This is a genomic window from Hyphomonas neptunium ATCC 15444, from assembly GCF_000013025.1.
Lineage (GTDB): Bacteria > Pseudomonadota > Alphaproteobacteria > Caulobacterales > Hyphomonadaceae > Hyphomonas > Hyphomonas neptunia.
Map to the genome: position 1 here is coordinate 2,361,317 of NC_008358.1, position 22,898 is coordinate 2,384,214.

Here is a 22,898-nt window from a genome sequence, read left to right on the forward strand (position 1 = left end):
GCCTAGCGCACCAGCGTCGCCGATTTCAGCCTCAGCATGCTTGCCGCCTGGGAGAGGCGGCGTTCCACCGTTTCCGAAATCAGATTGGCATCCTTCCGGCTGACCTTGAGCGTCAGGGTATCGCCTTCCAGATGCAGCGATGCGCGCTGCAGGATCGGCCCGGAGCGCCCGGAAAAGACGGCGCCAAGGCGCATGAGCAGACCGATCTGCTTTGCCCGTTCAGCCTGCTGCTCAGTGGTCAGCATGATATGCTCGTTCGGGCGCTTGAAATCCTTCTCATACCGGCAGCCGATCGCATGGGCGATCATCGCCCGTTCCGGATGTGTCACGCCCAGATAGGGCGCGCGCAAGGCTTGGTCATAGGCCATCTCCGCCCGGTGATCGGGATGGAACCGCCCGGCGCTGTCCGCCATCATGCAGGCGGCCATCTCGATACGGATGTCTGCTGCCGGTGATCCGAAAAGATCGTTTTGAGGCACCAGTGCCGGAGAAATGAATTCGTGCAGTCCTCGCCCGAAGGCAATCTGGTTATGGTCGAGGCGGGCATATGCGATGATCCCATCCGTCAGCGGATCATCCAGGGGCATATCCAGCAGATCATGCAATACGCCTTCGCGCACGCCTGCCGCAGAGATCGTCACCCCCTCCAGTGCCCCAAGAGCAAGGATTTCCTCGAGCAGAACAGCCGCCATCGGGAAATATTTCGCCCGGCGCTTGTCTATCGTTTCGATCTGCTGCCGCGCGGCAGGGTTGGTGAGCGAATCGACACACAGCTTGGCCGCGCGCGCCACCTGCCCTTCATTGATATGAAACCCCTGCAATACGTGAAGCGGATACTTGTCCATCTCCATAACCAGCCTGCCAAATGCGCGCCAAGCGCCGCCTACGGCGTAGAAACGCCCCTTGGCACCCTTCAACACGCCACTGGCCTTCAAGCCATCGCGGATACGTTTGCGCAGCTCCTTGGGGTCGGTCACTACGTCCCCAAGCGCCAAGGGGCCAAGCATGAGGCTTTCACCGGCGTCCGGCCCCTTCTCCAGGCCAATCCGCTTTAACTCCAGGCTTGATCCGCCCAGGTCGCCGATCAGGCCGACCGGATTGTGAATACTCAGATCAACTCCGCGCGCAGAAAGGCGCGCCTCATCCTCACCGCTGAGAAGGCGAACCGGCCGGCCGAGAATCTTGCCCGCCTGTTTGAGAAACGCATCCCCATCGCTCGCCGTGCGCACCGCCGCAGTGGCGACCGCCTGATAGGTCTCAACATTCAGGGCACGGAGAATAGCACGGTAGCGGCTAAGCGCTTTCAGCGCCGCCTCGACGCCCTTGGGGGAAAGCTGCCCCGTCTTGGGAACGCCTTCGCCAAGGCCCGCCATCACCTTTTCATTGAACGTCTGCAGGATCGACGCGCCCATTACCTCGCAGATAACCAGACGCACCGAGTTGGACCCGATATCGATGATGCCTGCGAGCCTGGATTTCGGGAAACTCATTTCGGATGGGTCTCACGATAGGACAGGCGTGGCGGTAGACTGACCTCCAGCGCGCTGCCACGACCGGAAAGGCTGGGATTGTCCATAAAATATCCGTGTGCTGTGAAGGCTGTTTCCGGCGGCGATACATTGAAACGCTCATACTCGCCATCCGAATGCATCAACCAGGATTGGCGCTCATCATTGAGATTTGCAACCATGATCTGGTTGAGCACCTGCCGATGAACGGTCGGATTGGTAAGCGGCACGAGGACCTCCACCCGGCGCATCAGATTACGCGGCATCCAGTCCGCCGAGGAGAGAAACACCTTGGCATTGGGTGAGGGCAATGCCTCGCCATTGGCAAAGCAGAGGATGCGGGAATGCTCCAGAAACCGCCCGACAATACTCTTTACCGTGATGTTCTCCGAGAACCCCGGAATGCCCGGCCTCAGGCAGCATATACCCCGCACAACAAGAACGGTTGGCACCCCCGCCTGGCTCGCCTTGTAGAGCGCATCGATCACATCCGGGTCGACCAGGCTGTTCATCTTTGCCCAGACCCCGCTCGGCTTGCCCTTGCGGGCGGCCTGGGCTTCGGCCTCGATCATTTCGATAAGCTGTTTTTTCATCGTCACCGGCGACATTCCGATGATCTCGAAAGGGGGCGCGACCTCCGGTGGCTCGCGATAGGCCGTCACATAGTTGAACAGGCGGTTGGCATCCCGCCCCAGAGCCTGATCAGCCGTAAACAGGGAAAGATCGGTATAAATCCGGGCATTTGTCGGGTGATAGTTCCCCGTCCCATAGTGCGTATACGTGCGAAGATCATTGCCTTCCCGGCGCACGACCAGAGACACTTTCGCATGGGTTTTATATTCGATGAACCCATAAACGACCTGCACGCCTGCGCGCTCAAGATCCCGCGCGAGACGCAGGTTTGCCTCTTCATCAAAGCGCGCCTTGATCTCGACCAGCGCCGTTACGGTCTTGCCCGCTTCGGCCGCCTCGATCAGCGCGCCAACGATGGGCGAGTTCACGGTCGTGCGATAGAGCGTCTGCTTGATCGCCACGACCTGCGGATCAGCGGCCGCCTGGCGCACGAACTCCACCACCACATCGAAACTCTCGAACGGGTGATGCACCAGAATGTCCTTGGCACGCACGGCGGCAAAAATGTCCCCGCCCATCTCGCGGATGCGTTCGGGGTAGCGCGGCTCATAGGCAGGAAACAGCAGCTCCGGCCGATCCTCCACAATCAGTTCGGACAGGCGCGCCATGCCGAGAATTCCGTCATAAAGCACGATGTCGGAAGGTTCCGCCCCGATCTCGCGCATAATGAACCCGCGCAACTTCTCCGGCGCGCTTGATTGCATCCGTAGACGCACAATTCGCCCGCGGCGCCGTTGCTTCAGCAGCACTTCGAACTCACGGATCAGATCTTCGGATTCTTCCTCGATCTCTATATCGCTGTCCCGCACGATGCGGAACAGGCACCGGCCTTCTTCTTCAAACCCAGGGAACAGCGTGCCCAGGAACATGCCGATCACGTCTTCCAGCGCAATGAAGCGCACGCCCGGCTTGCTACCCGTCTGCAAGCGGATGAACCGCCGCACGAAGGTCGGCATCGGCACAATGCCCACCTGCCCCTCGCCGCCCGTCTCTGAGGCAAGATCAAAGGCAATCGTGAAACCAAGATTGGGAATGAACGGGAAAGGATGGGCAGGGTCTACCGCCAACGGCGTCAGGATCGGGAAGATGTTGGTGTTGAAATACGTTTCCAGTTCAGCGCGCTCCTTGCGCGTCAGCTCATCAGGTTCGAGAACATGAATGTTCTCGCGCGTCATTTCCGCCTTCAGCTTGCGCCATTGCTCCTGCTGAGCGGCAATCAGCTTCAGCGAGGCCGCCTCAATCTCGGCCACCTGCTGAGCCGGTGTCAGCCCGTCCAGGCTCTGCTTGGTCACGCCCGCGCGCACCTGCTCGCGAATACCGGCATAGCGGACCATGTCGAATTCATCGAGATTGCTCGCCGAAATCGACAGGAAGCGCAGCCGCTCCAATAGCGGATGGGCAGGGTTATCTGCTTCATCCAGCACACGCTGGTTGAACTGCAGCCAGGAAAGCTCCCGGTTCAGAAATCGCTGCGGCGATGACATGAGTTGTCTGAGTGCACGCTGCTGTTGCCCGTCCGGCATCGGTTTCCCCTGCTCCGGCGCCCGGCTTTCAGCCTGCGCCTTCGTCTTCTTCGCGATCTTCATCCAAACCCTCAAGCACCAGGCGCGCCAATGCCAGCCCCGGTGCCTTTCCGGCTATGCTCACTTCCCCGCTGAGCCTGTCCATAAGGGTCTCAATCGCCTCATACGACAGGTCAATGCGCGGCACGAGGTAATTGATCGTCTCCGGCGACAGTTTCATGAAACGCTGAGCCGCTGCGGCCCGAAGCCGCGCCCGCACATGCGCCTCGTCCGGTTGGCTGATTTCGGCCACAGGCATCGAATTGAGGCGCGAGCGCAGGTCCGCAATGCCCGTCCGCCAGCCCGCAGGCCCGGTATGGGCCACCAGCAACACCCGCCCGCCCTTGGCGGCGATCATATTGTAGAAAAGCAGCAGCGGTTCATCGCGCCGGGCGGCAATCATGTCCACATCGTCAAGCGCCACATATCCGCCCGCCAGCCCGTCCAGCGCGCCGAGCTTCAGCGCGCCAAACTCTGCCGCGGTCATGTACTGCCCGCCAAATCGCCCGGCCCAGGCCCGCGCCAGATAGGTCAATCCGCACCGCGCCGGACCGGTCACGCACAGCGCATGCGTCGCCCAGGCTTCCGGCCGGCTCGCCAGCCCTACTGCCGCTTCATTCGGCCCACCTGAAATCAGCCCGTCCCAATGCGCCACTGGCACAGGGAAGGAAAGTAATGGCTGAGCCGGACCGTCCTGCGATCCGTTTTTATCAGATGTCACTGGATACCAGTCGTTGTGACGGCCGAGCGAAGGGTCAGCGTGCCCTCTTCCTGGCTCAGGGTCACCCCGCGCTGAACCAGATCACTGCGCAGGCGGTTTTCGTCACCGGCATAGGCAAACGCCACCAGTGCGCCTTCACGCGCCACCGCCTTGGTGCGGAAATCCGATACCAGTGGCGAGCGGGCGAGCGCGCCGCGCAGCGTGTTCCATTCGGCCAGCGACGTATAGCGCACCGACGCATCAACATTGGTGCGGCTGCCATCGCGCACGATCGAGGCCTGTTTCCAGGTTTCTCCGAGCAGGCTGGTCACAGCCTTGGCTGCATCCTCGAGTGTCGCAGCGGGCGGCGTCGCGCCAAGGGGCTCATTTCCCGCCGCCGTAACGGACGACACCACCACCCGCCAGGCGCCTTCGCGGCCCTGCAACTCTGCGACCAGCGCGCGGCGCGCATTCAGCGGCACAGCCTCTGCCGAGATTTCCGGCCAGGCGCTGTAGGCGGTGTAGAAATTGCCCGTAGCGGTGACGTAAGGCGCCAGCGCGCCATTGTTGCGCTCACCGAAAGCCTGCCGCCAGGGATCAGCCGCCGACGCGGTCGCCGTCACGGGAACCATCAGCGCCAGCGGGGCCTGACTGTCGAGATACGGCACGCCCAGGCCATCGAGATGCGCCCGCACCATCTGCGGGTTCAGCACAACAGCCAGCTTGCCGCGATACCGGCCGGCGCCTGCCGTTTCTTCCTGCACGTCCACGGCAGCGGTCAGGCGCGAGGCCAGCGCGCCATCGACAGGAACCCCGCCAGCGGCGCTGCGGTCAGAAGACAGGGTAATCTTGTTGATCAACGCGCGCGCCGCCGCGACACGGGCCGCGCCCATCGCCGCTTCGCGCGCCTGAATGACGGTGGCAGCCTGCTCATCCACCTCAATATCGCGGATTGTGTAGACATCGCGTGTGTCAGCCAAAGCCAGGGGCGCAGCACCGAAAATCAGGAACGCAGCGGCAACTATCCATCGAATCATCGGGGTCGAACTCCTTGTCGATCACTCTTCTATCAACCCTGCCCCAATACGGGAACCGGCTGCTTCACTTCTGATCCTTCACTGGAACTTGGGCCATCCTCATGCTAACGCGCCGATTCAGGTAAACTGAGGGGCTAGAATCCAAGATGAACACGCCGTCCAAGACGCCTCTCTCTTATCGTGACGCTGGTGTCGATATTGAGGCAGGCGAGCGCCTCGTTGATGCCATCTCCCCCATGGCCAAGGCCACCGCACGCGCCGGCGTGATGGGCGGGCTGGGCGGATTTGGCGCCCTGTTTGATCTCAAGGCCGCAGGCTTCAACGATCCGATCCTCGTCTCGGGCACAGATGGCGTCGGCACCAAGCTGATGCTCGCCTTCGAGACCGGCATCCACAACACCGTCGGCATCGATCTGGTCGCCATGTGCGCCAATGACGTGCTGGCCCAAGGCGCAGAGCCGCTGTTTTTCCTCGATTATTTTGCTACCGGCAAGCTCGAAGGCGGCATCGCAGAAGCCGTCATCGCGGGCATCGCCGAAGGTTGCCGCCGGTCGGGCTGCGCCCTTGTGGGCGGCGAAACCGCCGAAATGCCCGGCATGTATCCCCCCGGCCATTACGATCTGGCTGGTTTCGTCGTCGGCGCTGTCGACCGGGAAAAAGTGCTCCCCCGCATGGGCGACATGACGCCCGGCGACACGCTGATCGGCATCGCCTCTTCGGGGCCCCACTCAAATGGCTATTCCCTGATCCGCCGCATCGTGGAGCGCGAAGGCCTCTTCTATGGCGGTCCCTCGCCCTTCTCCAATTCCGAGACGCTGGGTGAAGCGTTGCTGACGCCGACGCGCCTTTATGCACCGCTCGTCATGCCGCTGATCCGCTCGGGCCGCATCAAGGGCCTTGCCCATATCACCGGCGGCGGCATCACCGAGAACACCCCCCGCATGTGCCCGGACACCCTCGTGCCCCGCATCGACCGCGCCGCCTGGACCCCGCCCCCGGTGTTCCACTGGTTGCAGGAAGCCGGACAGGTGGACCTGGAAGAAATGCACCGCACCTTCAATATGGGCATCGGCCTTGTTCTCGCCGTCGCGCCCGAAGAGGCAGACGCCGTGATCGCAGACCTGAAAGCGGCGGGCGAAGACGCGCGCGTTCTCGGTGAGCTTGCCAGCGCATGACGCGCCTCAATCTGGCGATCCTGATTTCAGGCCGCGGCTCCAATATGGAGGCCCTGCTGAGCGCCGCCGAAGACCCGGCCTATCCGGCAAAGCCCGTTCTGGTCGCCTCCAACCGTCCCGATGCCAAGGGCCTTGAAACCGCCGCCGCTGCGGGCATCCCCACGCTCTCCATCGACCACAAGCTCTATGGCAAGGACCGCGAAGCCTTCGAGCGCGCGCTGGACGAGGCCTTGACTAAAGCTGGCACGGAGATCATCGCGCTGGCCGGTTTCATGCGCGTGCTCACCCCTTGGTTCGTAATGCGCTGGGAAGGCCGGATGATCAACATCCACCCATCGCTCCTGCCGAAATACAAAGGCCTCGACACGCATCAGCGCGCCATCGATGCAGGCGACGCGGAAGCAGGCTGCACGGTTCACTGGGTCAGCGCCGGGGTCGATGAAGGCGAGATCATCGCGCAGGCCTCCGTGCCCATCCTGCCGGGCGACACCGCAGACACCCTCGCCGCCCGCACCCTGCCGGAAGAACACACACTCTACCCGCGCGCCCTCGCGCTGGCCTGCCAGCAAATCCGGCGCTAGCGCAAAGCCCCTTGCCCCGATGTGGACATGGGGGTGCCCAGCAGCTATCCCCGAAGCCATACCCAGTGCGGGTTCACCGCACGGATTTACGGCACAGGGAGAGGCAATTGAGCGACATCGTCATCACCCGCGAGGACGGCGAGCATAAAGGCCGCTACGCCGCGCGCATCGACGGTATCGACGCCGTCGGCGAAATCGAATTCACCTATCCCCGCCCCGGCATCATCAGCGCCAATCACACGCGCGTTCCAGAGGCCATGGGCGGGCGCGGCGTTGCCGGCGCCCTCCTCAACTTCATGCTCGAAGACGCGCGCATGACGGGCTTCAAGATCGTTCCGGTCTGCCCCTATGTGCGCGGCCAGTACGCCAAACACCCCGAATGGTCTGACCTGTTCACAACGAAGCCGGGCGAAGACCCGTGAGCGGCGCGGAGACCCTGCAGCAGATCGTGCTTGCCCAATATTGCGACGGGGTCCCGAAGCCTTCAGACTTCCGGCTGGAAACCGCGCCCCTTCCAGAGCCCAAGGACGGCCAGTTCCGCGTGGCGCATGTCTGGTGCTCAGTTGATCCTGGCACCCGCTCACGCCTCTCAGGCGGCGACAGCTACGCCGCTGCGCTTCCACTCGGCAAACCCATCGACGGCTTCAGCGTGGGCGTCGTTGATGCCTCCAGCAATCCTGACTGGCCGGTCGGCACGAAGGTGTTCTGTGCGGGCGGCTGGAAGACGCATTCGATCCAGTCCGGCAAGGGCTTCATCGGCAAGGTGATGGACGTTCCGGGCGTGCCGCTCTCTGCCTGGATCGGCGTACTCGGCGTGCCGGGGCTGACGGCGTGGTTTGGCATGAAGGACGTGGCGCGCTTCAAGGAAGGCGACGCCGTGCTTGTTACCTCCGCCGCTGGTCCTGTAGGCGCCACAGCAGGACAGCTCGCCAAGGGCTGGGGCGCGTCAAAGGTTGTGGGCGTGGCAGGCAGCGACGAGAAGTGCCGCTGGCTGGTCTCCGAAGCGGGCTTTGACGCAGCCATCAACTACAAGACGGCGAGCGATCTTTCCGGCGCGATAGCAGCCGAGTTTCCCAAGGGCGTCGATGTGCTGTTCGACAATGTGGGGAATGCGATGGTCGATACCGTGCTGCCACTGATGGCGCTGAACGGGCGGATATGCATTTCGGGTCAGGTGGCCGATTACAACCTGAAGCCCGAGGAAACACCCGGCATTGTCCACACCAAACCCTTCATCACCCACCGGGTGAACATGCAGGGGCTGGTGGTGTTTGATTTTGCGCGTGGTTTCCCGGAAGCCCTTGGTTCGATGGCGAAAATGATCGCCTCAGGCGCCCTCAAAATTCAGGAGGATCGCTTCGAGGGCATCGCGGAAATACCTGAAGCCTTCTGTGGACTTTTCCGGGGGGAAAATTCGGGCCGCCGGGTGGTCAAGGTCGGCGCAGAATAGCGAGGTTTAGTCCTCGTCGTCCTCGTCATCATCCTTGTTCAGGAAGCTGGAGAGGATGAGACCGGCAATCGCGGTGATGGCGACAATCTGTTTGCCACTGCCTTCGGCGCCTGTCAGGGCGGATAGCATGTTGCTTTGCGGGTCCTGACGGGCAGCTGCGGCGGCCTCTTCGGCACGCTCTTCAGCGGCTGATCTGACCGACATAAGCACGAGGACAGCCCCGCCCATAAGCGCAAAGCCAAGGGCGATAAACGCCGCCGCTTCCCACGGCCTCATCCGCTCCATAAGGAACAGCGCAAGGGCCAGAACTGCAGCAATATATGCCGTCAGCAGAAGAACGGCGATCACGGCGACAGCGCCGAGACCCTTGATGCCGCGGCTCACCTGAGCTTCGACCTTGTTCTGCAAAAGCGAGGACAGGGCGGAGAACATCAGCGGCGGATCAGCAGCGAAGCGATGAAGCCGGCGCCAAAGGCGATCAGCAGGGTTTGCAGGGGATTGGACTGGGTCTGTACCCCCAGCGACTTTTCCAAAGTGGCGGCCTGTTTGTGGATCTGTTTCAGCGCGCGGCGGGCGTCCTTGAGGATTTCCTCACTTATGTCTTCTGCTGTTGTTGCAGCAGATTTCACGGTTTCTTCTGCAACCTGCTCAACTTCATCGGCGGCCTTGTCAGCGAGGGCGGCCATGATCTCGTCGACCTCCGAGCGGAGCGCGGCGAGCCGGGCTTCAAGGTCGGCAGTTCCTTGTTTATTGGCGGTTTTTGCGGGCGCTTTGGACATGGGACGGGTTACCTGAAACTCAATTTCGAGAGGGAAGACCTATCAGATGTGGGTTGTATTTGCGTGAAGGTTAATTGGTAAATTCCACGTCCACCTTAAGCAATTGGGCGTCAAATGGCGGACATCCACGAGACAGCCCGGGACACTCCCGGGACAAATCGGGACACTTTGGGACAGATCAGGACACTTCCGGACACAAAAAAGCCGGAGGCGGGCGTCCCTGCCTCCGGCTCTGATCTGGTGCCCGAGGGCAGCCAAATTTGGGTTAGTTGGTGAGGTCAGCCTCGGAGAAGAACTGCGCGATTTCCAGCGCAGCGTTCTCAGCCGAGTCCGAGCCATGAACCGAGTTTTCGCCGATCGACTTGGCGAACAGTTTGCGGATGGTGCCGTCTGCGGCGTCGGCCGGGTTGGTGGCGCCCATCACTTCGCGGTACTTCGTGATGGCGTCTTCAGCTTCGAGAACCTGAACGACGACAGGGCCGGAGATCATGAAATCGACCAGTTCGCCGAAGAAGGGGCGCGCGGAGTGGACCGAGTAGAAACGCTCGGCCTGGGCGCGGGTCATCTGGATGCGGCGCTGGCCGACGATGCGCAGACCAGCTTTCTCGATCACGGCATTGATTGCGCCGGTGAGGTTACGCTCGGTGGCGTCGGGCTTGATGATGGAAAAGGTGCGCTGCACGGCCATGAGGGGCTTCCTGTAGTCTTCTGTTGTTTCGGTGGATTTGCGCGGCCTATAGCGGCGCGGCGCCGCCGGGGCAAGCGCCGATAGGCGCCCTTGCGCACAGGGAATGCAGGGCGTAGGGCGGCCGTTATCCACAAGCGGAGACCCGTAGCCCATGAGCGACCTTCCCCCCTGCCCCAAATGCGGCTCCCCCCTGACCTATGAAGACGGCGCCCTGCTGGTCTGCCCCGAATGCGCCCATGAATGGGCGCCGGGCGAAGCGGCGGCGGACGGGCCCAAGGTGGTCAAGGACTCAGTCGGCAACCCGCTCGCCGATGGCGACACGGTGACCGTGATCAAGGACCTGAAGGTGAAGGGCTCATCGCTGGTCGTGAAGCGCGGCACGAAGGTCAAGAACATCCGCCTCGTGGACGGGGATCATGACATCGATTGCAGGATTGATGGCGTCGGCGCGATGGGGCTTAAGTCGGAGTTTGTGAAGAAGGTTTGACCAGCTTCCCAACCTACCCCTTCCATCGTCACACTCGATGGCCAAAGGCCATCTGAGTGCCCAGCGTCTGGCCTGACCGATTGCGCCAGCAGAAATATTCCGAGATGGGCTCTCAGACGGGCTGCGCCCGTCTAGGGCGACGAACACGGAGGGGTTTGGGATGTGAGGCAGGTTGCCTGCGCGTGCGGAGAGCTGTAGCAAGCAGGTGACATCTGAAGACGGAGATTTATGCACAGACGCTCAGTTTGAACCGCGAGTTGCGGAACTTCAACGCGCCCATCGGGCGTGATCTCTGTGTTATTTTCTCTTCGGAGACATCATGAAAAATCAAATACTGACCGTCCGCCCCTATAACGCGGCAACCGACCTTCCGACATTGCTCGACATCTGGTTTGAGGCGTCCCTGCGTGCCCATCCCTTTTTAGGTGAGCACCGTTTGCGTGAGGAACGCATCCTGATGGAAACTGAATACCTGCCAAAATCGGAAAACTGGGTTGCCTGCGACCAGGGAGAGCCGATTGGATTCATTGGCCTTCTGGATACATTCGTGGGCGGACTGTTCATTGCTCCGGCCCATCAGGGAAAAGGCGCTGGCCGCCTCTTAACAGCGCATGCGCTGGAACTGAAAGGCAGACTCGAACTGGAGGTCTACACCGACAACCAGCAAGCATATGCTTTCTATGAAAAGCTGGGCTTTCGGGAAGTCTCGAGGCGTCGGACTGATGACCACGGCCTCCCCTTCGAAAACGCCCGCATGCGACTGACAGGCTGAGCCTGCCCTGCTCCACCCTCAGACGGGCTGCGCCCGTCGAGGGTAACGCACACGGAGGGTTTTGAGGATCGTTAAACCCCCGCCTCTTTCCAGCCGCCACGTTCCGTCTGCTGAAAATAGCGGGTGGTGAGGCCGGCATCTTTTGCGGCCTTGAACTGGGCGCGCGCCTTGTTGCGGGTGCCGGTGTCGGCGTCTTCGAACATCACCATGCAGCGCTTGAAGGCCACGTCCACCGGCGCCTCCACGCCGTCCATCAGCATCAGGGCATCGGCGCTGTTGGCGTTGGTGAGCTTTGCCGACAGCAGCACTGGCTGGCGGGCGACATCCAGACCCGGCGCATCGGCCTGGCCATGCGGCAGGAAGGAGGCGTCGTCGAAGGTCCAGAGCACGGCGTCGAGCTTTGCCAGACGCTCCGCACGCGGAGACACGGCGAGCACGCGCCAGCCGACTTCGAGGCATTTCTGCAGGAGCGGCGCGGCGGCCTCCTCCAGCGCGCTGCGCGAGAGATGGTAGAACCACCATTCGGGGGCTGCTGGCTGCATGCTCAACCCTCTCTCCGCTAACCCCCGCGAAGGCGGGGGTCTGTTATGGTCAATCGAGGCCCCCGCCTTAAGCGGGGGCGCTCGGAAACAGGCGGGGCCGATCAGGCCTCGTAGTTATCCACGATCCAGCGGCTGAGCAGGCGCGGGCCGTAGCCCGAGGCCCAGCTTGGGTCGGTGGGGGATTTCTCGCCTTCGACCCAGGCAACGCCAGCGATGTCGAGGTGGGCCCAGCGGACGCCGTCCTTGATGAAGCGCTTGAGGAACTGCGCTGCGGTGATCGAGCCGGCGGCCCGCCCGCCGATGTTGCGCATGTCAGCGAACTTCGACTTGATGAGCGAGTCGTATTCCGAGCCCATCGGCAGGCGCCAGACGCGCTCGCCTTCGGCGAGGCCGGCCTTGGTCAGCTCGTCTGCCAGGTCGTCCGAGTTGGTGAAGAGGCCCGCATGGTGGTGGCCGAGCGAGATGACGATGGCGCCGGTCAGCGTGGCAAGGTCCACGATGGCTTTCGGCTTGAAATGCTCCTGCGCGTACCAGAGCACGTCACACAGGACGAGGCGGCCTTCGGCGTCGGTGTTCTGCACTTCGATGGTCTGGCCCGAAGCGGAGCGGAGGATGTCGCCGGGGCGGATGGCGTTACCATCAGGCATGTTTTCCACAAGGCCGATGAGGCCGACGACATTCACCTTGGCTTTCGCCTGGGCGAGCGCGCGCATCGTGCCGGTGACGGCGGCGGCACCGCCCATGTCGCCGCGCATCTCTTCCATGCCGGGGCCGGGCTTCAGCGAGACGCCGCCGGTATCAAAGCAGACGCCCTTGCCGACGAGAATGACAGGATCTTCGCCCGCCTTGCCGCCGTTCCATTTCATGATGCCGAGCTGGCTTTCCTTGACCGAGCCCTGGCCGACGCCGAGGAGCGCGCCCATGCCGAGCTTGGCCATCTGCTTCTCGCCGAGCACTTCGACTTCGACGCCGAGGGCGGAGAGTTCCTTGATCTTTTCGGCAAAGCTCTCCGGGTGCAGGTCATTCGGCGGCATGTTCACAAGGTCGCGCGCCAGATAGGTGCCGTCGGTGGCGGCATCGAGCATCACATAGGCGGCCTTTGCCGCCTTGGGATCGTCGCAGACGACCGTGAGGGTCGAGAGGCTCGGCTTCTGGTCGGCTTTCAGCTTGGTGAAATAGGTGTCGAAGCGGTAGGCGGCGAGTTTGGCGCCGGCCGCAACACGAGCAGCCTCTTCAGCCGAATGGGCGGCGATGGAGGCAGACTTGAAGCCCGAGGAGGCAAATGCCTTCACGAAATGGGCGCCGATGTTTTCCATGGCGCGGGCATCGCGTTTCTTGGGCTTGCCGCCGCCGACCACGACAGCGCGGCGCGCGTCCGAACCCTTGGGCAGCACAACCGACGCTTGCTGGCCGACTTTGCCATCAAAGCGTCCGCCTTCCAGCGATTCGGAAATCAGGCCGCCGGACGCCTTGTCGAGCGCTTCTGCGCTACCGGGCAGGCCTGCCCCCTCATCGGCGATGAAGGCGGCGATGTCGGCCTTGGCGGCGTCTGCGAATGTAATCTTCATGTGTGGAAACTCCGTTTGAAGCGGAAACTAAGCATCGACGCGCCAAGCGCAACTCGTTAGCTAGAGAATTGCTGCCAATTCCGGTTCTGTTTCTGGACGCTAGAGTGACCGCACCCCACCCATGACCAAGATCCAGCTGCATCTATTAAGGCAGGTTCTGCAGGCCGTGCTGATCATTGTCGGCAGCCTGGTAATGGTTGCGCTGCTGGCGCAGGGCCTGTCGCGCACCGATGTGATCCTGGAAAACCGGCAATCGGCGATCACCTATTTCTATATCGTCATGCTGGGCTCGCCGCAGGTGATTGCCCTGCTGCTGCCGCTGGCGCTGTTCGTGGCAGGGGTCTGGTCGCTTAACCGTATCCACAAGGATTCGGAGATCGTGGTGGCGCAGGCTGCGGGCATGACACGCTGGCAGGTGGCTTCACCCGTGCTGCGCCTGGCGATGGTGTGCCTTGTGGTACATCTGGGAGTGAACCTCTGGGTTCAGCCGATGTCGCAGCGGGCGATGCGGGAAGCCGTTGCCGAGGCGCGAGCAGATCTTGCCGCCGCCCTGTTCCGGGCCGGCCAGTTCACCTCCAATGGCGAACGCCTCACATTTTACGCGCGCGATCAGGTCGGCGGGGAACTGCGCGGGGTGCTGATCTCCGACATGACGGACCCCGAATTCCCCATGGACATTCTGGCGCGCTCGGCGGCGCTGGTGTCGGTGGATGGCCAGCCCACGCTGCTGCTGCGCGACGCGCTGAGCCAGCAGCTGGACGAAAACCAGCAGCTCTCGGTGCTGGAGTTCGATCAGTACATGTTCGATCTGTCGGACTTCATGAAGGAGGATTCAGAGCTGGTTCTGAAAGCCTCTGACAAATTCCTGCATGAGCTCATCTTTCTCGACCGAAAGAACTACTTTGAAAACAAGGAAGCCGACAGTTTCCTGGCCGAGGCAAATGCGCGGCTGACCTCGCCGATGCTGAACATCGTGATGGCGCTGCTGGCGATCTTTGCGGTGCTTGGGGGGGATTTCAGCCGGCAGGGCTATGCCAAGCGGATCGGTCTGGCGACCGGGGGGGCGATCTTCGTTCTGGTGTTGCATCTGGCCTTGCAGTCAGCCGCCGCCGATGACCCCGCCCTCAACATTGCCTTGTGGGTGGTGCCCATTCTGGCCGGGATCATCCTGGGATGGATCTATTTCGGCCGGGGCGCCCGGATTGGCCGCAAACAATGGGTGGCGGCGCCGCCACCGGGCTACATTCCGGGAGCACGCAGCTGATGCCGGCCTTCTCGCGCATTCAGCGTTACATCCTGCGGGAATGCCTCTCCGGCCTGGTGCTGGTGCTGGGCATCCTATTGCTGGCGATCCTGATGATCGATGTGGTGGAGCAGATGCGCACTATCGGCGGCGATGTGGAAATCACGCTGCTGGACGCGCTGCGCCTGTCGCTGATGAAGCTGCCGATGATTATCGAACAGACGCTGCCCTTTGCCCTTCTGGCGGCCACGATGATGGCGTTCACCCGGCTCAACCGGCGCTCGGAGCTGTCGATCATCCGTGCCAGCGGGCTGTCAGCCTGGCGGTTTCTGACCCCGGTGATCGTTCTGGGTGTGGCGCTCGGTATATTCTCTTCCCTGGCGCTCAACCCGCTTGCCGCGCGGCTGAGCCAGTCGTTTGAGGCGGAACGCGCGCGGTTGCTGGATGTGGGCCGGGAGGTAGTTCAGGTGGCTGAAACGGGCGTCTGGCTGCGCCAGGGCGACGATTCCAGCCAGTATGTGATCCACGCGCGGCGGGTGGAGGATGGGGGCCGGACCCTGCTAGACGTCAAGATCATCGAGGAACAGCGCCTCTATAATGGCCGCCAGCCAACCAATGATTTTGCCTTTGTACGCCGGATCGATGCGGAAAAGGCCGTGTTGAACGAAGGCTTCTGGCAGCTGGAGAACCTGGTCGAGAACCTGCCCAACCAGGCCCCTGAACGGCGCGCGACGCTGGCCATTCCGACCTCGCTGGACGCAGTACGGCTGCTCGATGAGTACGCCTCGCCCAATACGGTCGGTTTCTGGGAATTACCCCGGTTCATTTTTGAAACACGGGCGGCTGGCCTCGACACTTCGCGCTATACGATGCGGCTTTTCACCCTAACGGCGACGCCTGTGCTTTTTACCGCGATGGCGCTGATCGGGGCCCTGGCCTGCCTCCGGCTGCAACGCCTGGGGGGCACTTCAAGACTGCTCGCAACCGGGGTGCTGGCGGCCATTGGGCTTTATTTCTTCACGCAATTTTCCTCCAGCCTGGGGTCAACCGGCGCGGCCCCGGCGGTCGTGGCGGCATGGTCACCGCCCCTGTTTGTGCTGTTCGTCAGCCTGGCCTTTATCGCCTACCGGGAAGATGGCTGAACCGTAGCGGCCTTGACAGCCCCTGCCGCTACAGACCATCTCTGCCGCCCTTGAAGAGGTGGACCCCTGCATGAAACTTGTCGTCGTAGAGTCTCCGGCAAAGGCCAAAACGATCAACAAGTACCTGGGGAAGGACTATAAGGTCCTCGCCTCCTACGGTCACATCCGCGATCTGCCCTCGAAAAATGGCTCGGTTGACCCGGAAAACGACTTCGAAATGGTCTGGGAGGCCGATTCCAAGTCTGCCAAGCGCATCTCCGACATCGCCAACGCCCTGAAGGACGCCGACACGCTGATCCTGGCGACTGACCCTGATCGCGAGGGCGAGGCCATCTCCTGGCACCTGGTCGAGGCGCTGAGAAAGCGCCGGGCGCTCAAGAAAGATGTCGCCATCGAGCGCGTCGTGTTCAACGCCATCACCAAGAGCGCCGTGACCCAGGCAATGGAGCATCCGCGCGCCATCGACGCCGAACTGGTCGACGCCTATCTGGCGCGCCGGGCGCTGGACTATCTGGTCGGCTTCAACCTCTCCCCGGTCCTCTGGCGCAAGCTGCCGGGCTCGCGCTCGGCGGGCCGCGTTCAGTCTGTGGCGCTGCGGATCGTGTGCGACCGCGAAAACGAGATCGAGAGCTTCCGGGCGCAGGAATACTGGAACATCGTGGCAGAGCTGCGCGCGCCCGACGGCACCGCCTTTGAAGCCCGCCTGCACAGCCTCGACGGCGAAACGCTGAAGAAGTTCACCCTCGGCAATCAGGGCGACGCAAACCGCGCGCTGGAGATCGTCAAGGTCGGCGGCTATTCGGTCGTCAGCGTTGAGGCCAAGCCCGTCAAGCGCAATCCGCCTCCGCCGTTCATCACTTCGACACTGCAACAGGAAGCCAGCCGCAAGCTCGGATTCAACGCCAAGCGCACGATGCAGGCCGCTCAGAAGCTCTACGAAGAAGGCCGCATCACCTATATGCGTACCGACGGCGTGAACATGGCCGAGGAAGCCTATGTCGCCGCCCGCACGATGATCCAGTCCAACTATGGCGCGCGGTATCTGCCGGAAAATACGCGGCGCTATTCCTCCAAGGCGAAGAATGCGCAGGAGGCCCACGAGGCCATCCGCCCGACCGACTTCAATCTGCGCCCGGAAGATTACCACGGCGACGGCGACCTGAAGAAACTCTACACGCTCGTCTGGCGCCGGGCTGTCGCCTCGCAGATGGAAACGGCGCTGTTCGAGCGCACAACCATCGACCTTGCCTCCAAGGACAAGCGCGCGGGCCTGCGCGCCACCGGCCAGGTGCTGGTGTTTGATGGCTTCATCAAGCTCTACACCGAAGGTCATGACGCCGGGGATGATGATGACGACGCCGAAGGCCGCCTGCCGAAGATGGCCGAAGGTCAGCATGCTGACCTCCTGAAGGCGGACGCCAACCAGTCCTTCACCCAGCCGCCCCCGCGCTATACCGAAGCCTCGCTCGTCAAGCGCCTTGAAGAACTCGGAATTGGCCGCCCGTCCACCTATGCCTCCACCATGTCGACGCTGGAAGATCGCGGCTATGTCCGCATCGAGGGCAAGGCGCTGGTGCCGGAAGACAAAGGCCGGCTTGTCACCGCCTTCCTCGAAAACTTCTTCAGCCGCTATGTGGAATATGACTTCACGGCCGGCCTGGAAGAAAAGCTCGACGTCATCTCCGATGGCAAGCTCGACTGGAAAGCCTTCCTGCGCGAATTCTGGCAGCAGTTTGCCGCTGACATTGACGGCACGAAAGACCTGCGCGTTTCTGCCGTGCTCGACGCGCTGAACGAGGCGCTGGGCGCCTATGTGTTCCCGCGCCAGGACGCCGAAGGCAACCCCATCGAAAACCCGCGCCAGTGCCCGCTCTGCAAAGAGGGCGAGCTGTCGATGAAGCTCGGCAAGTTCGGCGCCTTCGTTGGCTGCTCGCGCCATCCCGAGTGCAAATACACCCGCCAGTTTTCCTCCGAGGGCGGAGATGCCGCGATCAATCCCGATGGCAACGAGATCGGCATCCACCCCGATACCGGCGCCATGATCCTGCTGAAATCAGGCCGGTTTGGCCCCTATGTGGAAATGGCCAATGGCGAAAAGCCAAAGCGCGCCAGCCTCGCCAAGGCAGACAATGCTGCCGAGCTGACCCTTGAACGCGCCGTGGAGCTGCTCAGCCTGCCGCGCGAAGTTGGTCCGCACCCGGAAGATGGCGAAATGATCCTCGCCAATTTCGGCCGCTTCGGGCCGTATGTTCAGCATGGCAAAACCTACGCCAACCTGAAAGACCCGCGCGACGTGTTCACCATCGGCGTCAACCACGCCGTCTCGCTGATCGAAGACAAGAAAGCCCGCGGCTCAGCCCGCGGGGGCGCCGCAGCGCTCAAAGCCCTCGGCGATCACCCGGACGGCGGCGCCATCGAGGTGTTCGAAGGCCGCTACGGGCCTTACGTGAAATGGGGCAAGGTCAACGCCACCCTGCCCAAGGAGATCACGCCCGACGTGGTGACGCTGGAACAGGCCATCGAACTCGTAAACGCTAAAGGCGGCAGCGCGAAGAAAAAGGCCCCGGCCAAGAAAGCAGCCGCGAAAAAGCCGGCGGCAAAGAAAGCTGCGCCGAAGAAAAAAGCGCCGGCGAAGAAGGCTGAGGAATAGCCATTCACCCTCCTTTCAGCTTCCCTCTGCCCGTATGCGGAGGAAGCTGACCGGAGGCCTATGCCATGCTCTTGCCTGCCCTGTTTTCGTCGATTGCCCTGATCGGGACGCCAGTTGCCGCGGCAAGCCCGTATGAAATGGAACTCTATGTCAGCGGGTATGATCGCGAGACGGTCTTTCTTGCGGCGCCCGGATTGGCGGATGCGGGCCCCCTGCCGGTATTCCGGATATGCTATGACAGCGCCGCAACCTCGCCCGCGCCGCAAATATTGAGCGTACATGTCGGCGAACGCCGGCAAATGCTCACGCGGGGAAAATGCAGCTTCTTTGCAGGCGACGACATCGAACTGGCCGTCTGGAAAGCGGACGGATCGATCCGCGCCAGCGTTACTCTGCTGCGCTGAGATTGACACCGCCAGAGCCTCAAGCAACTTCCTGAAATACAGAATCGCGGGACCGCAGAACCATCATGATCCGGAATGCCTTCCTGATAGCGCTCGCCGCCGCGCTGGCCGCCCCGGCCTTCGCCCAGGTGCCTCCGCCCATCCGCGTCACCGCGAAGGGCAAGGAAGTCGTGCCCGTTTTGGTCAGCCAGCCTTTGCCGGAGGGCGCGCAGGTGCTCTCCACGCCGGTGTTGCAGGTGTGCCATGGCGGCGGGAACGCGGTGAACGCCGTGCTTCTTTCCGGCGATCCGGACTTTGACGAGGCCGAGACTATCGAGACTGTGGTGGTGCCCGGCCAATGCGTGTTCATCTCGGCGCGGCTGGTGCGCCTGACGACCAACTCCGAGGGCGGCAGCACCGCCATCCTGGTGCAACTGGTACGCTAGAACCGGGTTTCGCATAAAAGGCCGCGCAATTGGGCGCGAATTCGCCTATATCCGGCTCCATGAGTTTTCCAGATAGACAGACTGTCCTTGATTTTCTGAAAGAAAATCCGGACGCGACCAGTAAAGCCGACATCGCCAGGGGCCTTAAAGTGAAGGGCCAGGAGCGCGCCGTGCTGCGCGATGTGCTCAAACAGCTTGAGGAAGAAGGCAAGCTGGAGCGCACCGGCAAGCGCAGCTTTGCGCAGGCCGACCGCCCGCCCCCTTCGGGCCTCGTTGAATTTACCCGCCTCACCAAAGAGGGCGATCTTGTCGGCCAGTGCGTCGGCGATAGCGGCCTTTTCGGGCCGGAGCTGATCTATGGCGGCCCCTCGGGCAAGAGCCGGGGCCGCGCGCCGGGCAAGGGCGACCGGGCGGTCTGCAAGATCGTCGGCCGCGAGGATGGCGAATGGCGCGCCTATGTCATCACGCTGCTGGAGAAGCGCCTCAGCGACCGCATCGTCGGCCTCTATGAACACGCCCCGCGCGGTGGCCGGGTCATCCCCGCCAGCCGCAAGGAGCGGCGCGAGCTGCTGATCCAGGAGGGCGACCGCAAGGGCGCCAAGGATGGCGATCTCGTCGTGGCAGAGCCAAAGCCGCAGGGCCGCCGCCAGCTTGGCCCGCCGCTGGGCGTGGTCAAAGAGGTGATCGGCCATATCACCGATGCCCGCTCGGCCAGCCTCATCGCGATCTATGCGCATGACATTCCGGTGGACTTTCCAGAAGCCGCGCTTGTCGAAGCACGCGAGAAGGAACCGGCGGACGCTCCGCGTACCGATCTTCGCAATACGCCGCTGATCACCATCGACCCGCATGACGCGCGCGACCATGACGATGCCGTCTGGGCCGAGCAGACCGAAGATGGCGGCTGGAAGGTGATCGTGGCGATTGCCGATGTGGCCGCCTATGTCACCGAAGGTTCCGCCCTCGACAAGGAAGCGGAGAAGCGGGGCAACTCGACCTACTTCCCCGACCGGGTCGTCCCCATGCTGCCGTTTGAGCTGTCGGCGGACGCTTGTTCCCTGCGCGAGAATGAAGACCGGCCGTGCATGGCGGTGGAGATGATCTTCTCTGCTGACGGCCACAAGAAGCGCCACCGCTTCCTGCGCGCCACGATGCGCTCGGCGGCAAAGCTCTCCTATGAGGAGGCGCAGGCCGCCATTGACGGCAAGCCCGGCGGCAAGGCCGAGGAGCTTCTGGAAACGGTGCTGAAGCCGCTCTGGGGCGCCTATGCGGCCGTCTCCAAGGCGCGCGACATCCGCAGCCCGCTCGATCTCGACATGCCTGAGCGCCGGATCATGTTCACCCCCGAGGGTGAGCTGGACGGCATCGTGACGAAAGTCCGCCTCGACGCGCACCGCCTGATCGAAGAGTTCATGATCCAGGCCAATGTCGCGGCCGCTGAAACGCTGGAGCAGAAGAACAGCCCCGTCATGTACCGCGTGCATGATACCCCGTCGGACGCGAAAGTGGCGGCGTTTGCGGAGTTCCTGCAGACGCTCGACATGAAATGGAATATTGGCGAACGTCCGCAGACGCACAAGTTCAACAAGCTGCTCGCAGAGATACGCGGCGGGGATTATGAAGGCATGATCTCCCAGATGGTGCTGCGCACGCAGGCGCAGGCGATCTATTCGGAAGAAAACCTCGGCCACTTCGGCCTCAACCTCGCCAAATATGCCCACTTCACCTCGCCCATCCGCCGCTACGCAGACCTGATCGTCCACCGCGCGTTGATCCGGGCGCATGATTTCGGCCCCGATGGCCTTTCCGAGCGCGGCGCCGCGCGGCTTGAGGAAGTTGCCGAACATATCTCGATGACAGAGCGCCGCTCGATGGCCGCTGAACGCGACGCGACCGACCGCTATCTGGCGATCTTCCTGTCAGACCGGGTCGGCGCCGAGTTTGATGGCCGCATCACGGGCGTCACGCCGGCCGGCCTCTTTGTGGCGCTGGCAGGCTCAGGCGCCGATGGCTTCGTGCCGATCTCGTCCATCTCGGAAGATTACTGGATACATGACGAGGCGGCGGTCGCCGTCTATGCGCGCGGCTCGGGGAAAACTTTCTCCATCGGCCAGATTGTGCGTGTACGTTTGCGCGAAGTCACCCCGCTTCAGGGCGGGCTGCTGCTGGAGATGCTGTCAGAGCCTCTGCCGGCACCACCAGGCCGCCAGGCTGCGCGCCAGGCGATCACCCGCGAGCGCGGCGGCCCACGCAGCCGTAGCGGCGGAGGCGGCGGTGGTGGCCCACCCCGCAGAGGCAAACCGAAATTCGACAAACGCACCCTGCCCAAGAAGGGCAAGCCGAAGCGGCGGTGAGCTTGCGCCGCGGCTCGGCCATGCTGCGCCGCAACGCGCAGACCTCTCCCAACGTCACGGTTTCAGAGGCCGGGATTCGCCTATAGGATTGCCATATGTCCGGCATGCTCAAATCCGCTTTCGACAAAGAAGAAGACGGCGACGTCATCATCAAGGGGAAGCCAAGCCTGCGTCCGAAGGATGCGGCAACGCTGATCCTCGTGCGGCGCGACCAGACCCAGCCGCGCGTGCTGATGGGCAAGCGGGCCGGTGGCAGCGCTTTCATGCCCGACAAATACGTGTTCCCCGGCGGGCGCGTCGACCCGCATGACGGCAAGGCGGTTGCCTGGCAGGAACTGCGCGCAGAGGTCGAGGCAAAGCTGCGGCTGCAGTCACGCCGCCTGCCCCGCTCGATGGCGCTGACAGCGATTCGCGAACTGTTCGAGGAAACCGGCCTCATCATGGGCCGCTCGGCCGAGATGCCGGACACCTGCCCGGTTGGCTGGGACGATTTCCACAGGATGGACATCGCGCCTGATCTTGCCCCGCTGACCTTCATCGGCCGCGCCGTGACCCCGCCTTACCGCCCCCGGCGCTTTGACGCGCGCTTCTTCATGGCCGAGGCCGAAGAAGCGCTGATCGACGAGCGCCCCCCGGTAGACGGGGCGGAGCTCTCGGACCTGCAATGGGTGACGCTGGCGGACGCCATGAAGCTCGACCTGCCCTCGGTCACCCGGTTCATGCTGGGCGAGATCGGCGAGCGCCTGGCCAAGCCGGATGAGGATCACCGGCCGCCTTACCTGCGCTGGACCCGCAGCGGGCACCAGACCGACCGGCTGTGACCGGGCGCTGCCCGGTTTTGTCCGGATCTGTCCCGATTTGTCCCAAACTGGCTGAATGTGTCCGGCGCCTGACCGTCTCAGACCGCTTGACTTAGGCCCGAAGCCTCGTCAATAAGCGCGTTTTCCAGATTCACCCCTGATCAGAAGGGCCGCGACATGGCCAAACCCGCAACCATCAAAATCCGCCTGAATTCCACGGCTGATACCGGCTTTTTCTATGTGACGAAGAAGAACCCGCGCACGATGACCGAGAAAATGGTCCAGCGGAAGTATGATCCCGTCGCGAAGAAGCACGTCGAGTTCAAAGAAGGCAAGATCAAGTAAGGTCTTGTTCCTTTTGGAACTTTTCAAAGAACCCGCGCTTTCCGGCGCGGGTT

22 protein-coding genes and 1 pseudogene are annotated in these 22,898 nt (G+C 62.7%); 14 read left to right on the forward strand and 9 right to left on the reverse strand.

What is annotated here, in order from left to right; all coding sequences use genetic code 11:
• Nucleotides 1–2: 2 nt before the first annotated feature.
• Genes HNE_RS11175 through HNE_RS11190 form a run of 4 tightly spaced genes read right to left on the reverse strand, consistent with a single transcriptional unit; the run spans nucleotide 3 to nucleotide 5,440 of the window.
• Nucleotides 3–1,490 (reverse strand): Ppx/GppA family phosphatase, encoded by a 1,488-nt coding sequence (locus tag HNE_RS11175; protein ID WP_011647252.1) that lies wholly within the window; start codon nucleotides 1,488–1,490, stop codon nucleotides 3–5.
• On the reverse strand, nucleotides 1,487–3,664 hold the full coding sequence (locus tag HNE_RS11180; protein WP_011647253.1) for an RNA degradosome polyphosphate kinase: 2,178 nt from the start codon (nucleotides 3,662–3,664) through the stop codon (nucleotides 1,487–1,489). Before HNE_RS11180 ends, HNE_RS11175 begins: the two co-directional genes overlap by 4 nt.
• A gap of 28 nt (nucleotides 3,665–3,692) precedes the next feature.
• Nucleotides 3,693–4,424 carry a hypothetical protein gene (locus HNE_RS11185; RefSeq protein ID WP_011647254.1) on the reverse strand — a complete coding sequence of 244 codons (732 nt, stop codon included), beginning with the start codon at nucleotides 4,422–4,424 and terminating at the stop codon, nucleotides 3,693–3,695.
• Nucleotides 4,421–5,440, reverse strand: coding sequence for a hypothetical protein (locus HNE_RS11190; RefSeq protein WP_011647255.1), 1,020 nt, complete (start codon nucleotides 5,438–5,440; stop codon nucleotides 4,421–4,423). The genes HNE_RS11185 and HNE_RS11190 overlap by 4 nt, the downstream gene beginning before the upstream one ends.
• A gap of 146 nt (nucleotides 5,441–5,586) precedes the next feature.
• Here HNE_RS11190 and purM point away from each other — a divergent pair, with 146 nt between their 5' ends.
• The 4 genes from purM to HNE_RS11210 all read left to right on the forward strand — a co-directional run bounded on the left by purM (nucleotide 5,587) and on the right by HNE_RS11210 (nucleotide 8,646).
• Nucleotides 5,587–6,615 (forward strand): phosphoribosylformylglycinamidine cyclo-ligase, encoded by a 1,029-nt coding sequence (gene purM, locus HNE_RS11195; protein WP_011647256.1) that lies wholly within the window; start codon nucleotides 5,587–5,589, stop codon nucleotides 6,613–6,615.
• On the forward strand, nucleotides 6,612–7,196 hold the full coding sequence (purN, locus tag HNE_RS11200) for a phosphoribosylglycinamide formyltransferase (protein WP_011647257.1): 585 nt from the start codon (nucleotides 6,612–6,614) through the stop codon (nucleotides 7,194–7,196). The genes purM and purN overlap by 4 nt, the downstream gene beginning before the upstream one ends.
• 107 nt (nucleotides 7,197–7,303) lie before the next feature.
• The gene (locus HNE_RS11205; protein ID WP_011647258.1) at nucleotides 7,304–7,618 is read left to right on the forward strand and encodes a GNAT family N-acetyltransferase; all 315 of its coding nucleotides are present in this window, start codon (nucleotides 7,304–7,306) and stop codon (nucleotides 7,616–7,618) included.
• A complete protein-coding gene (locus HNE_RS11210) occupies nucleotides 7,615–8,646 on the forward strand; it encodes an NADP-dependent oxidoreductase (protein WP_011647259.1) in 1,032 nt (343 codons plus the stop codon). Before HNE_RS11205 ends, HNE_RS11210 begins: the two co-directional genes overlap by 4 nt.
• A 6-nt stretch (nucleotides 8,647–8,652) precedes the next feature.
• On the opposite strand, the gene HNE_RS11215 is transcribed toward HNE_RS11210, so the two are convergent.
• The 3 genes from HNE_RS11215 to ndk all read right to left on the reverse strand — a co-directional run bounded on the left by HNE_RS11215 (nucleotide 8,653) and on the right by ndk (nucleotide 10,113).
• Nucleotides 8,653–9,078, reverse strand: a complete 426-nt coding sequence (locus HNE_RS11215; RefSeq protein ID WP_011647260.1) for a phage holin family protein — start codon at nucleotides 9,076–9,078, stop codon at nucleotides 8,653–8,655.
• Nucleotides 9,078–9,425 carry a hypothetical protein gene (locus HNE_RS18055; protein WP_011647261.1) on the reverse strand — a complete coding sequence of 116 codons (348 nt, stop codon included), beginning with the start codon at nucleotides 9,423–9,425 and terminating at the stop codon, nucleotides 9,078–9,080. Before HNE_RS18055 ends, HNE_RS11215 begins: the two co-directional genes overlap by 1 nt.
• Nucleotides 9,426–9,690: 265 nt before the next feature.
• Nucleotides 9,691–10,113 (reverse strand): nucleoside-diphosphate kinase, encoded by a 423-nt coding sequence (gene ndk / locus HNE_RS11225; protein ID WP_011647262.1) that lies wholly within the window; start codon nucleotides 10,111–10,113, stop codon nucleotides 9,691–9,693.
• 151 nt (nucleotides 10,114–10,264) lie between these two features.
• Here ndk and HNE_RS11230 point away from each other — a divergent pair, with 151 nt between their 5' ends.
• Both HNE_RS11230 and HNE_RS11235 read left to right on the forward strand, forming a co-directional pair.
• Nucleotides 10,265–10,600, forward strand: a complete 336-nt coding sequence (locus HNE_RS11230; protein ID WP_011647263.1) for a zinc ribbon domain-containing protein YjdM — start codon at nucleotides 10,265–10,267, stop codon at nucleotides 10,598–10,600.
• Nucleotides 10,601–10,919: 319 nt separating this feature from the next.
• Nucleotides 10,920–11,372 carry a GNAT family N-acetyltransferase gene (locus HNE_RS11235; protein ID WP_011647264.1) on the forward strand — a complete coding sequence of 151 codons (453 nt, stop codon included), beginning with the start codon at nucleotides 10,920–10,922 and terminating at the stop codon, nucleotides 11,370–11,372.
• 71 nt (nucleotides 11,373–11,443) lie between these two features.
• Here the strand turns inward: HNE_RS11235 and HNE_RS11240 are convergent, their stop codons facing one another.
• Both HNE_RS11240 and HNE_RS11245 read right to left on the reverse strand, forming a co-directional pair.
• On the reverse strand, nucleotides 11,444–11,914 hold the full coding sequence (locus tag HNE_RS11240) for a DNA polymerase III subunit chi (RefSeq protein ID WP_011647265.1): 471 nt from the start codon (nucleotides 11,912–11,914) through the stop codon (nucleotides 11,444–11,446).
• Between the two features lie 101 nt (nucleotides 11,915–12,015).
• A pseudogene (locus tag HNE_RS11245) lies at nucleotides 12,016–13,488 on the reverse strand (leucyl aminopeptidase); the annotation flags it as partial.
• Between the two features lie 115 nt (nucleotides 13,489–13,603).
• Here HNE_RS11245 and HNE_RS11250 point away from each other — a divergent pair.
• From HNE_RS11250 to rpmG, 8 genes are all read left to right on the forward strand, one after another.
• Entirely contained in the window at nucleotides 13,604–14,746 is a 1,143-nt protein-coding gene (locus HNE_RS11250) for an LptF/LptG family permease (protein ID WP_011647267.1), read from the forward strand.
• A complete protein-coding gene (gene lptG, locus HNE_RS11255; RefSeq protein WP_011647268.1) occupies nucleotides 14,746–15,867 on the forward strand; it encodes an LPS export ABC transporter permease LptG in 1,122 nt (373 codons plus the stop codon). The genes HNE_RS11250 and lptG overlap by 1 nt, the downstream gene beginning before the upstream one ends.
• A gap of 70 nt (nucleotides 15,868–15,937) precedes the next feature.
• The gene (gene topA, locus HNE_RS11260) at nucleotides 15,938–18,517 is read left to right on the forward strand and encodes a type I DNA topoisomerase (RefSeq protein ID WP_011647269.1); all 2,580 of its coding nucleotides are present in this window, start codon (nucleotides 15,938–15,940) and stop codon (nucleotides 18,515–18,517) included.
• Between the two features lie 65 nt (nucleotides 18,518–18,582).
• A complete protein-coding gene (locus HNE_RS11265; protein WP_011647270.1) occupies nucleotides 18,583–18,921 on the forward strand; it encodes a hypothetical protein in 339 nt (112 codons plus the stop codon).
• Between the two features lie 65 nt (nucleotides 18,922–18,986).
• Nucleotides 18,987–19,346: a hypothetical protein gene (locus tag HNE_RS11270; protein ID WP_011647272.1), complete on the forward strand. Its 360-nt coding sequence runs from the start codon at nucleotides 18,987–18,989 to the stop codon at nucleotides 19,344–19,346.
• A 59-nt stretch (nucleotides 19,347–19,405) separates the two neighbouring features.
• A complete protein-coding gene (gene rnr, locus HNE_RS11275) occupies nucleotides 19,406–21,700 on the forward strand; it encodes a ribonuclease R (RefSeq protein WP_011647273.1) in 2,295 nt (764 codons plus the stop codon).
• Between the two features lie 95 nt (nucleotides 21,701–21,795).
• A complete protein-coding gene (locus tag HNE_RS11280; protein WP_035592467.1) occupies nucleotides 21,796–22,521 on the forward strand; it encodes an NUDIX hydrolase in 726 nt (241 codons plus the stop codon).
• Nucleotides 22,522–22,677: 156 nt separating this feature from the next.
• Nucleotides 22,678–22,845 carry a 50S ribosomal protein L33 gene (rpmG, locus tag HNE_RS11285; RefSeq protein WP_011647275.1) on the forward strand — a complete coding sequence of 56 codons (168 nt, stop codon included), beginning with the start codon at nucleotides 22,678–22,680 and terminating at the stop codon, nucleotides 22,843–22,845.
• Nucleotides 22,846–22,898: the final 53 nt, after the last annotated feature.

Bases quoted from the DNA above. Each gene is read 5' to 3' on its own strand.
- HNE_RS11175 (WP_011647252.1), bottom strand. From the start codon at position 1,490: ATGAGTTTCCCGAAATCCAGGCTCGCAGGCATCATCGATATCGGGTCC.
- HNE_RS11180 (WP_011647253.1), bottom strand. From the start codon at position 3,664: ATGCCGGACGGGCAACAGCAGCGTGCACTCAGACAACTCATGTCATCG.
- HNE_RS11190 (WP_011647255.1), bottom strand. From the start codon at position 5,440: ATGATTCGATGGATAGTTGCCGCTGCGTTCCTGATTTTCGGTGCTGCG.
- purM (WP_011647256.1), top strand. From the start codon at position 5,587: ATGAACACGCCGTCCAAGACGCCTCTCTCTTATCGTGACGCTGGTGTC.
- purN (WP_011647257.1), top strand. From the start codon at position 6,612: ATGACGCGCCTCAATCTGGCGATCCTGATTTCAGGCCGCGGCTCCAAT.
- HNE_RS11215 (WP_011647260.1), bottom strand. From the start codon at position 9,078: ATGTTCTCCGCCCTGTCCTCGCTTTTGCAGAACAAGGTCGAAGCTCAG.
- HNE_RS18055 (WP_011647261.1), bottom strand. From the start codon at position 9,425: ATGTCCAAAGCGCCCGCAAAAACCGCCAATAAACAAGGAACTGCCGAC.
- ndk (WP_011647262.1), bottom strand. From the start codon at position 10,113: ATGGCCGTGCAGCGCACCTTTTCCATCATCAAGCCCGACGCCACCGAG.
- HNE_RS11230 (WP_011647263.1), top strand. From the start codon at position 10,265: ATGAGCGACCTTCCCCCCTGCCCCAAATGCGGCTCCCCCCTGACCTAT.
- HNE_RS11235 (WP_011647264.1), top strand. From the start codon at position 10,920: ATGAAAAATCAAATACTGACCGTCCGCCCCTATAACGCGGCAACCGAC.
- HNE_RS11240 (WP_011647265.1), bottom strand. From the start codon at position 11,914: ATGCAGCCAGCAGCCCCCGAATGGTGGTTCTACCATCTCTCGCGCAGC.
- HNE_RS11250 (WP_011647267.1), top strand. From the start codon at position 13,604: ATGACCAAGATCCAGCTGCATCTATTAAGGCAGGTTCTGCAGGCCGTG.
- lptG (WP_011647268.1), top strand. From the start codon at position 14,746: ATGCCGGCCTTCTCGCGCATTCAGCGTTACATCCTGCGGGAATGCCTC.
- topA (WP_011647269.1), top strand. From the start codon at position 15,938: ATGAAACTTGTCGTCGTAGAGTCTCCGGCAAAGGCCAAAACGATCAAC.
- HNE_RS11265 (WP_011647270.1), top strand. From the start codon at position 18,583: ATGCTCTTGCCTGCCCTGTTTTCGTCGATTGCCCTGATCGGGACGCCA.
- HNE_RS11270 (WP_011647272.1), top strand. From the start codon at position 18,987: ATGATCCGGAATGCCTTCCTGATAGCGCTCGCCGCCGCGCTGGCCGCC.
- rnr (WP_011647273.1), top strand. From the start codon at position 19,406: ATGAGTTTTCCAGATAGACAGACTGTCCTTGATTTTCTGAAAGAAAAT.
- HNE_RS11280 (WP_035592467.1), top strand. From the start codon at position 21,796: ATGTCCGGCATGCTCAAATCCGCTTTCGACAAAGAAGAAGACGGCGAC.
- rpmG (WP_011647275.1), top strand. From the start codon at position 22,678: ATGGCCAAACCCGCAACCATCAAAATCCGCCTGAATTCCACGGCTGAT.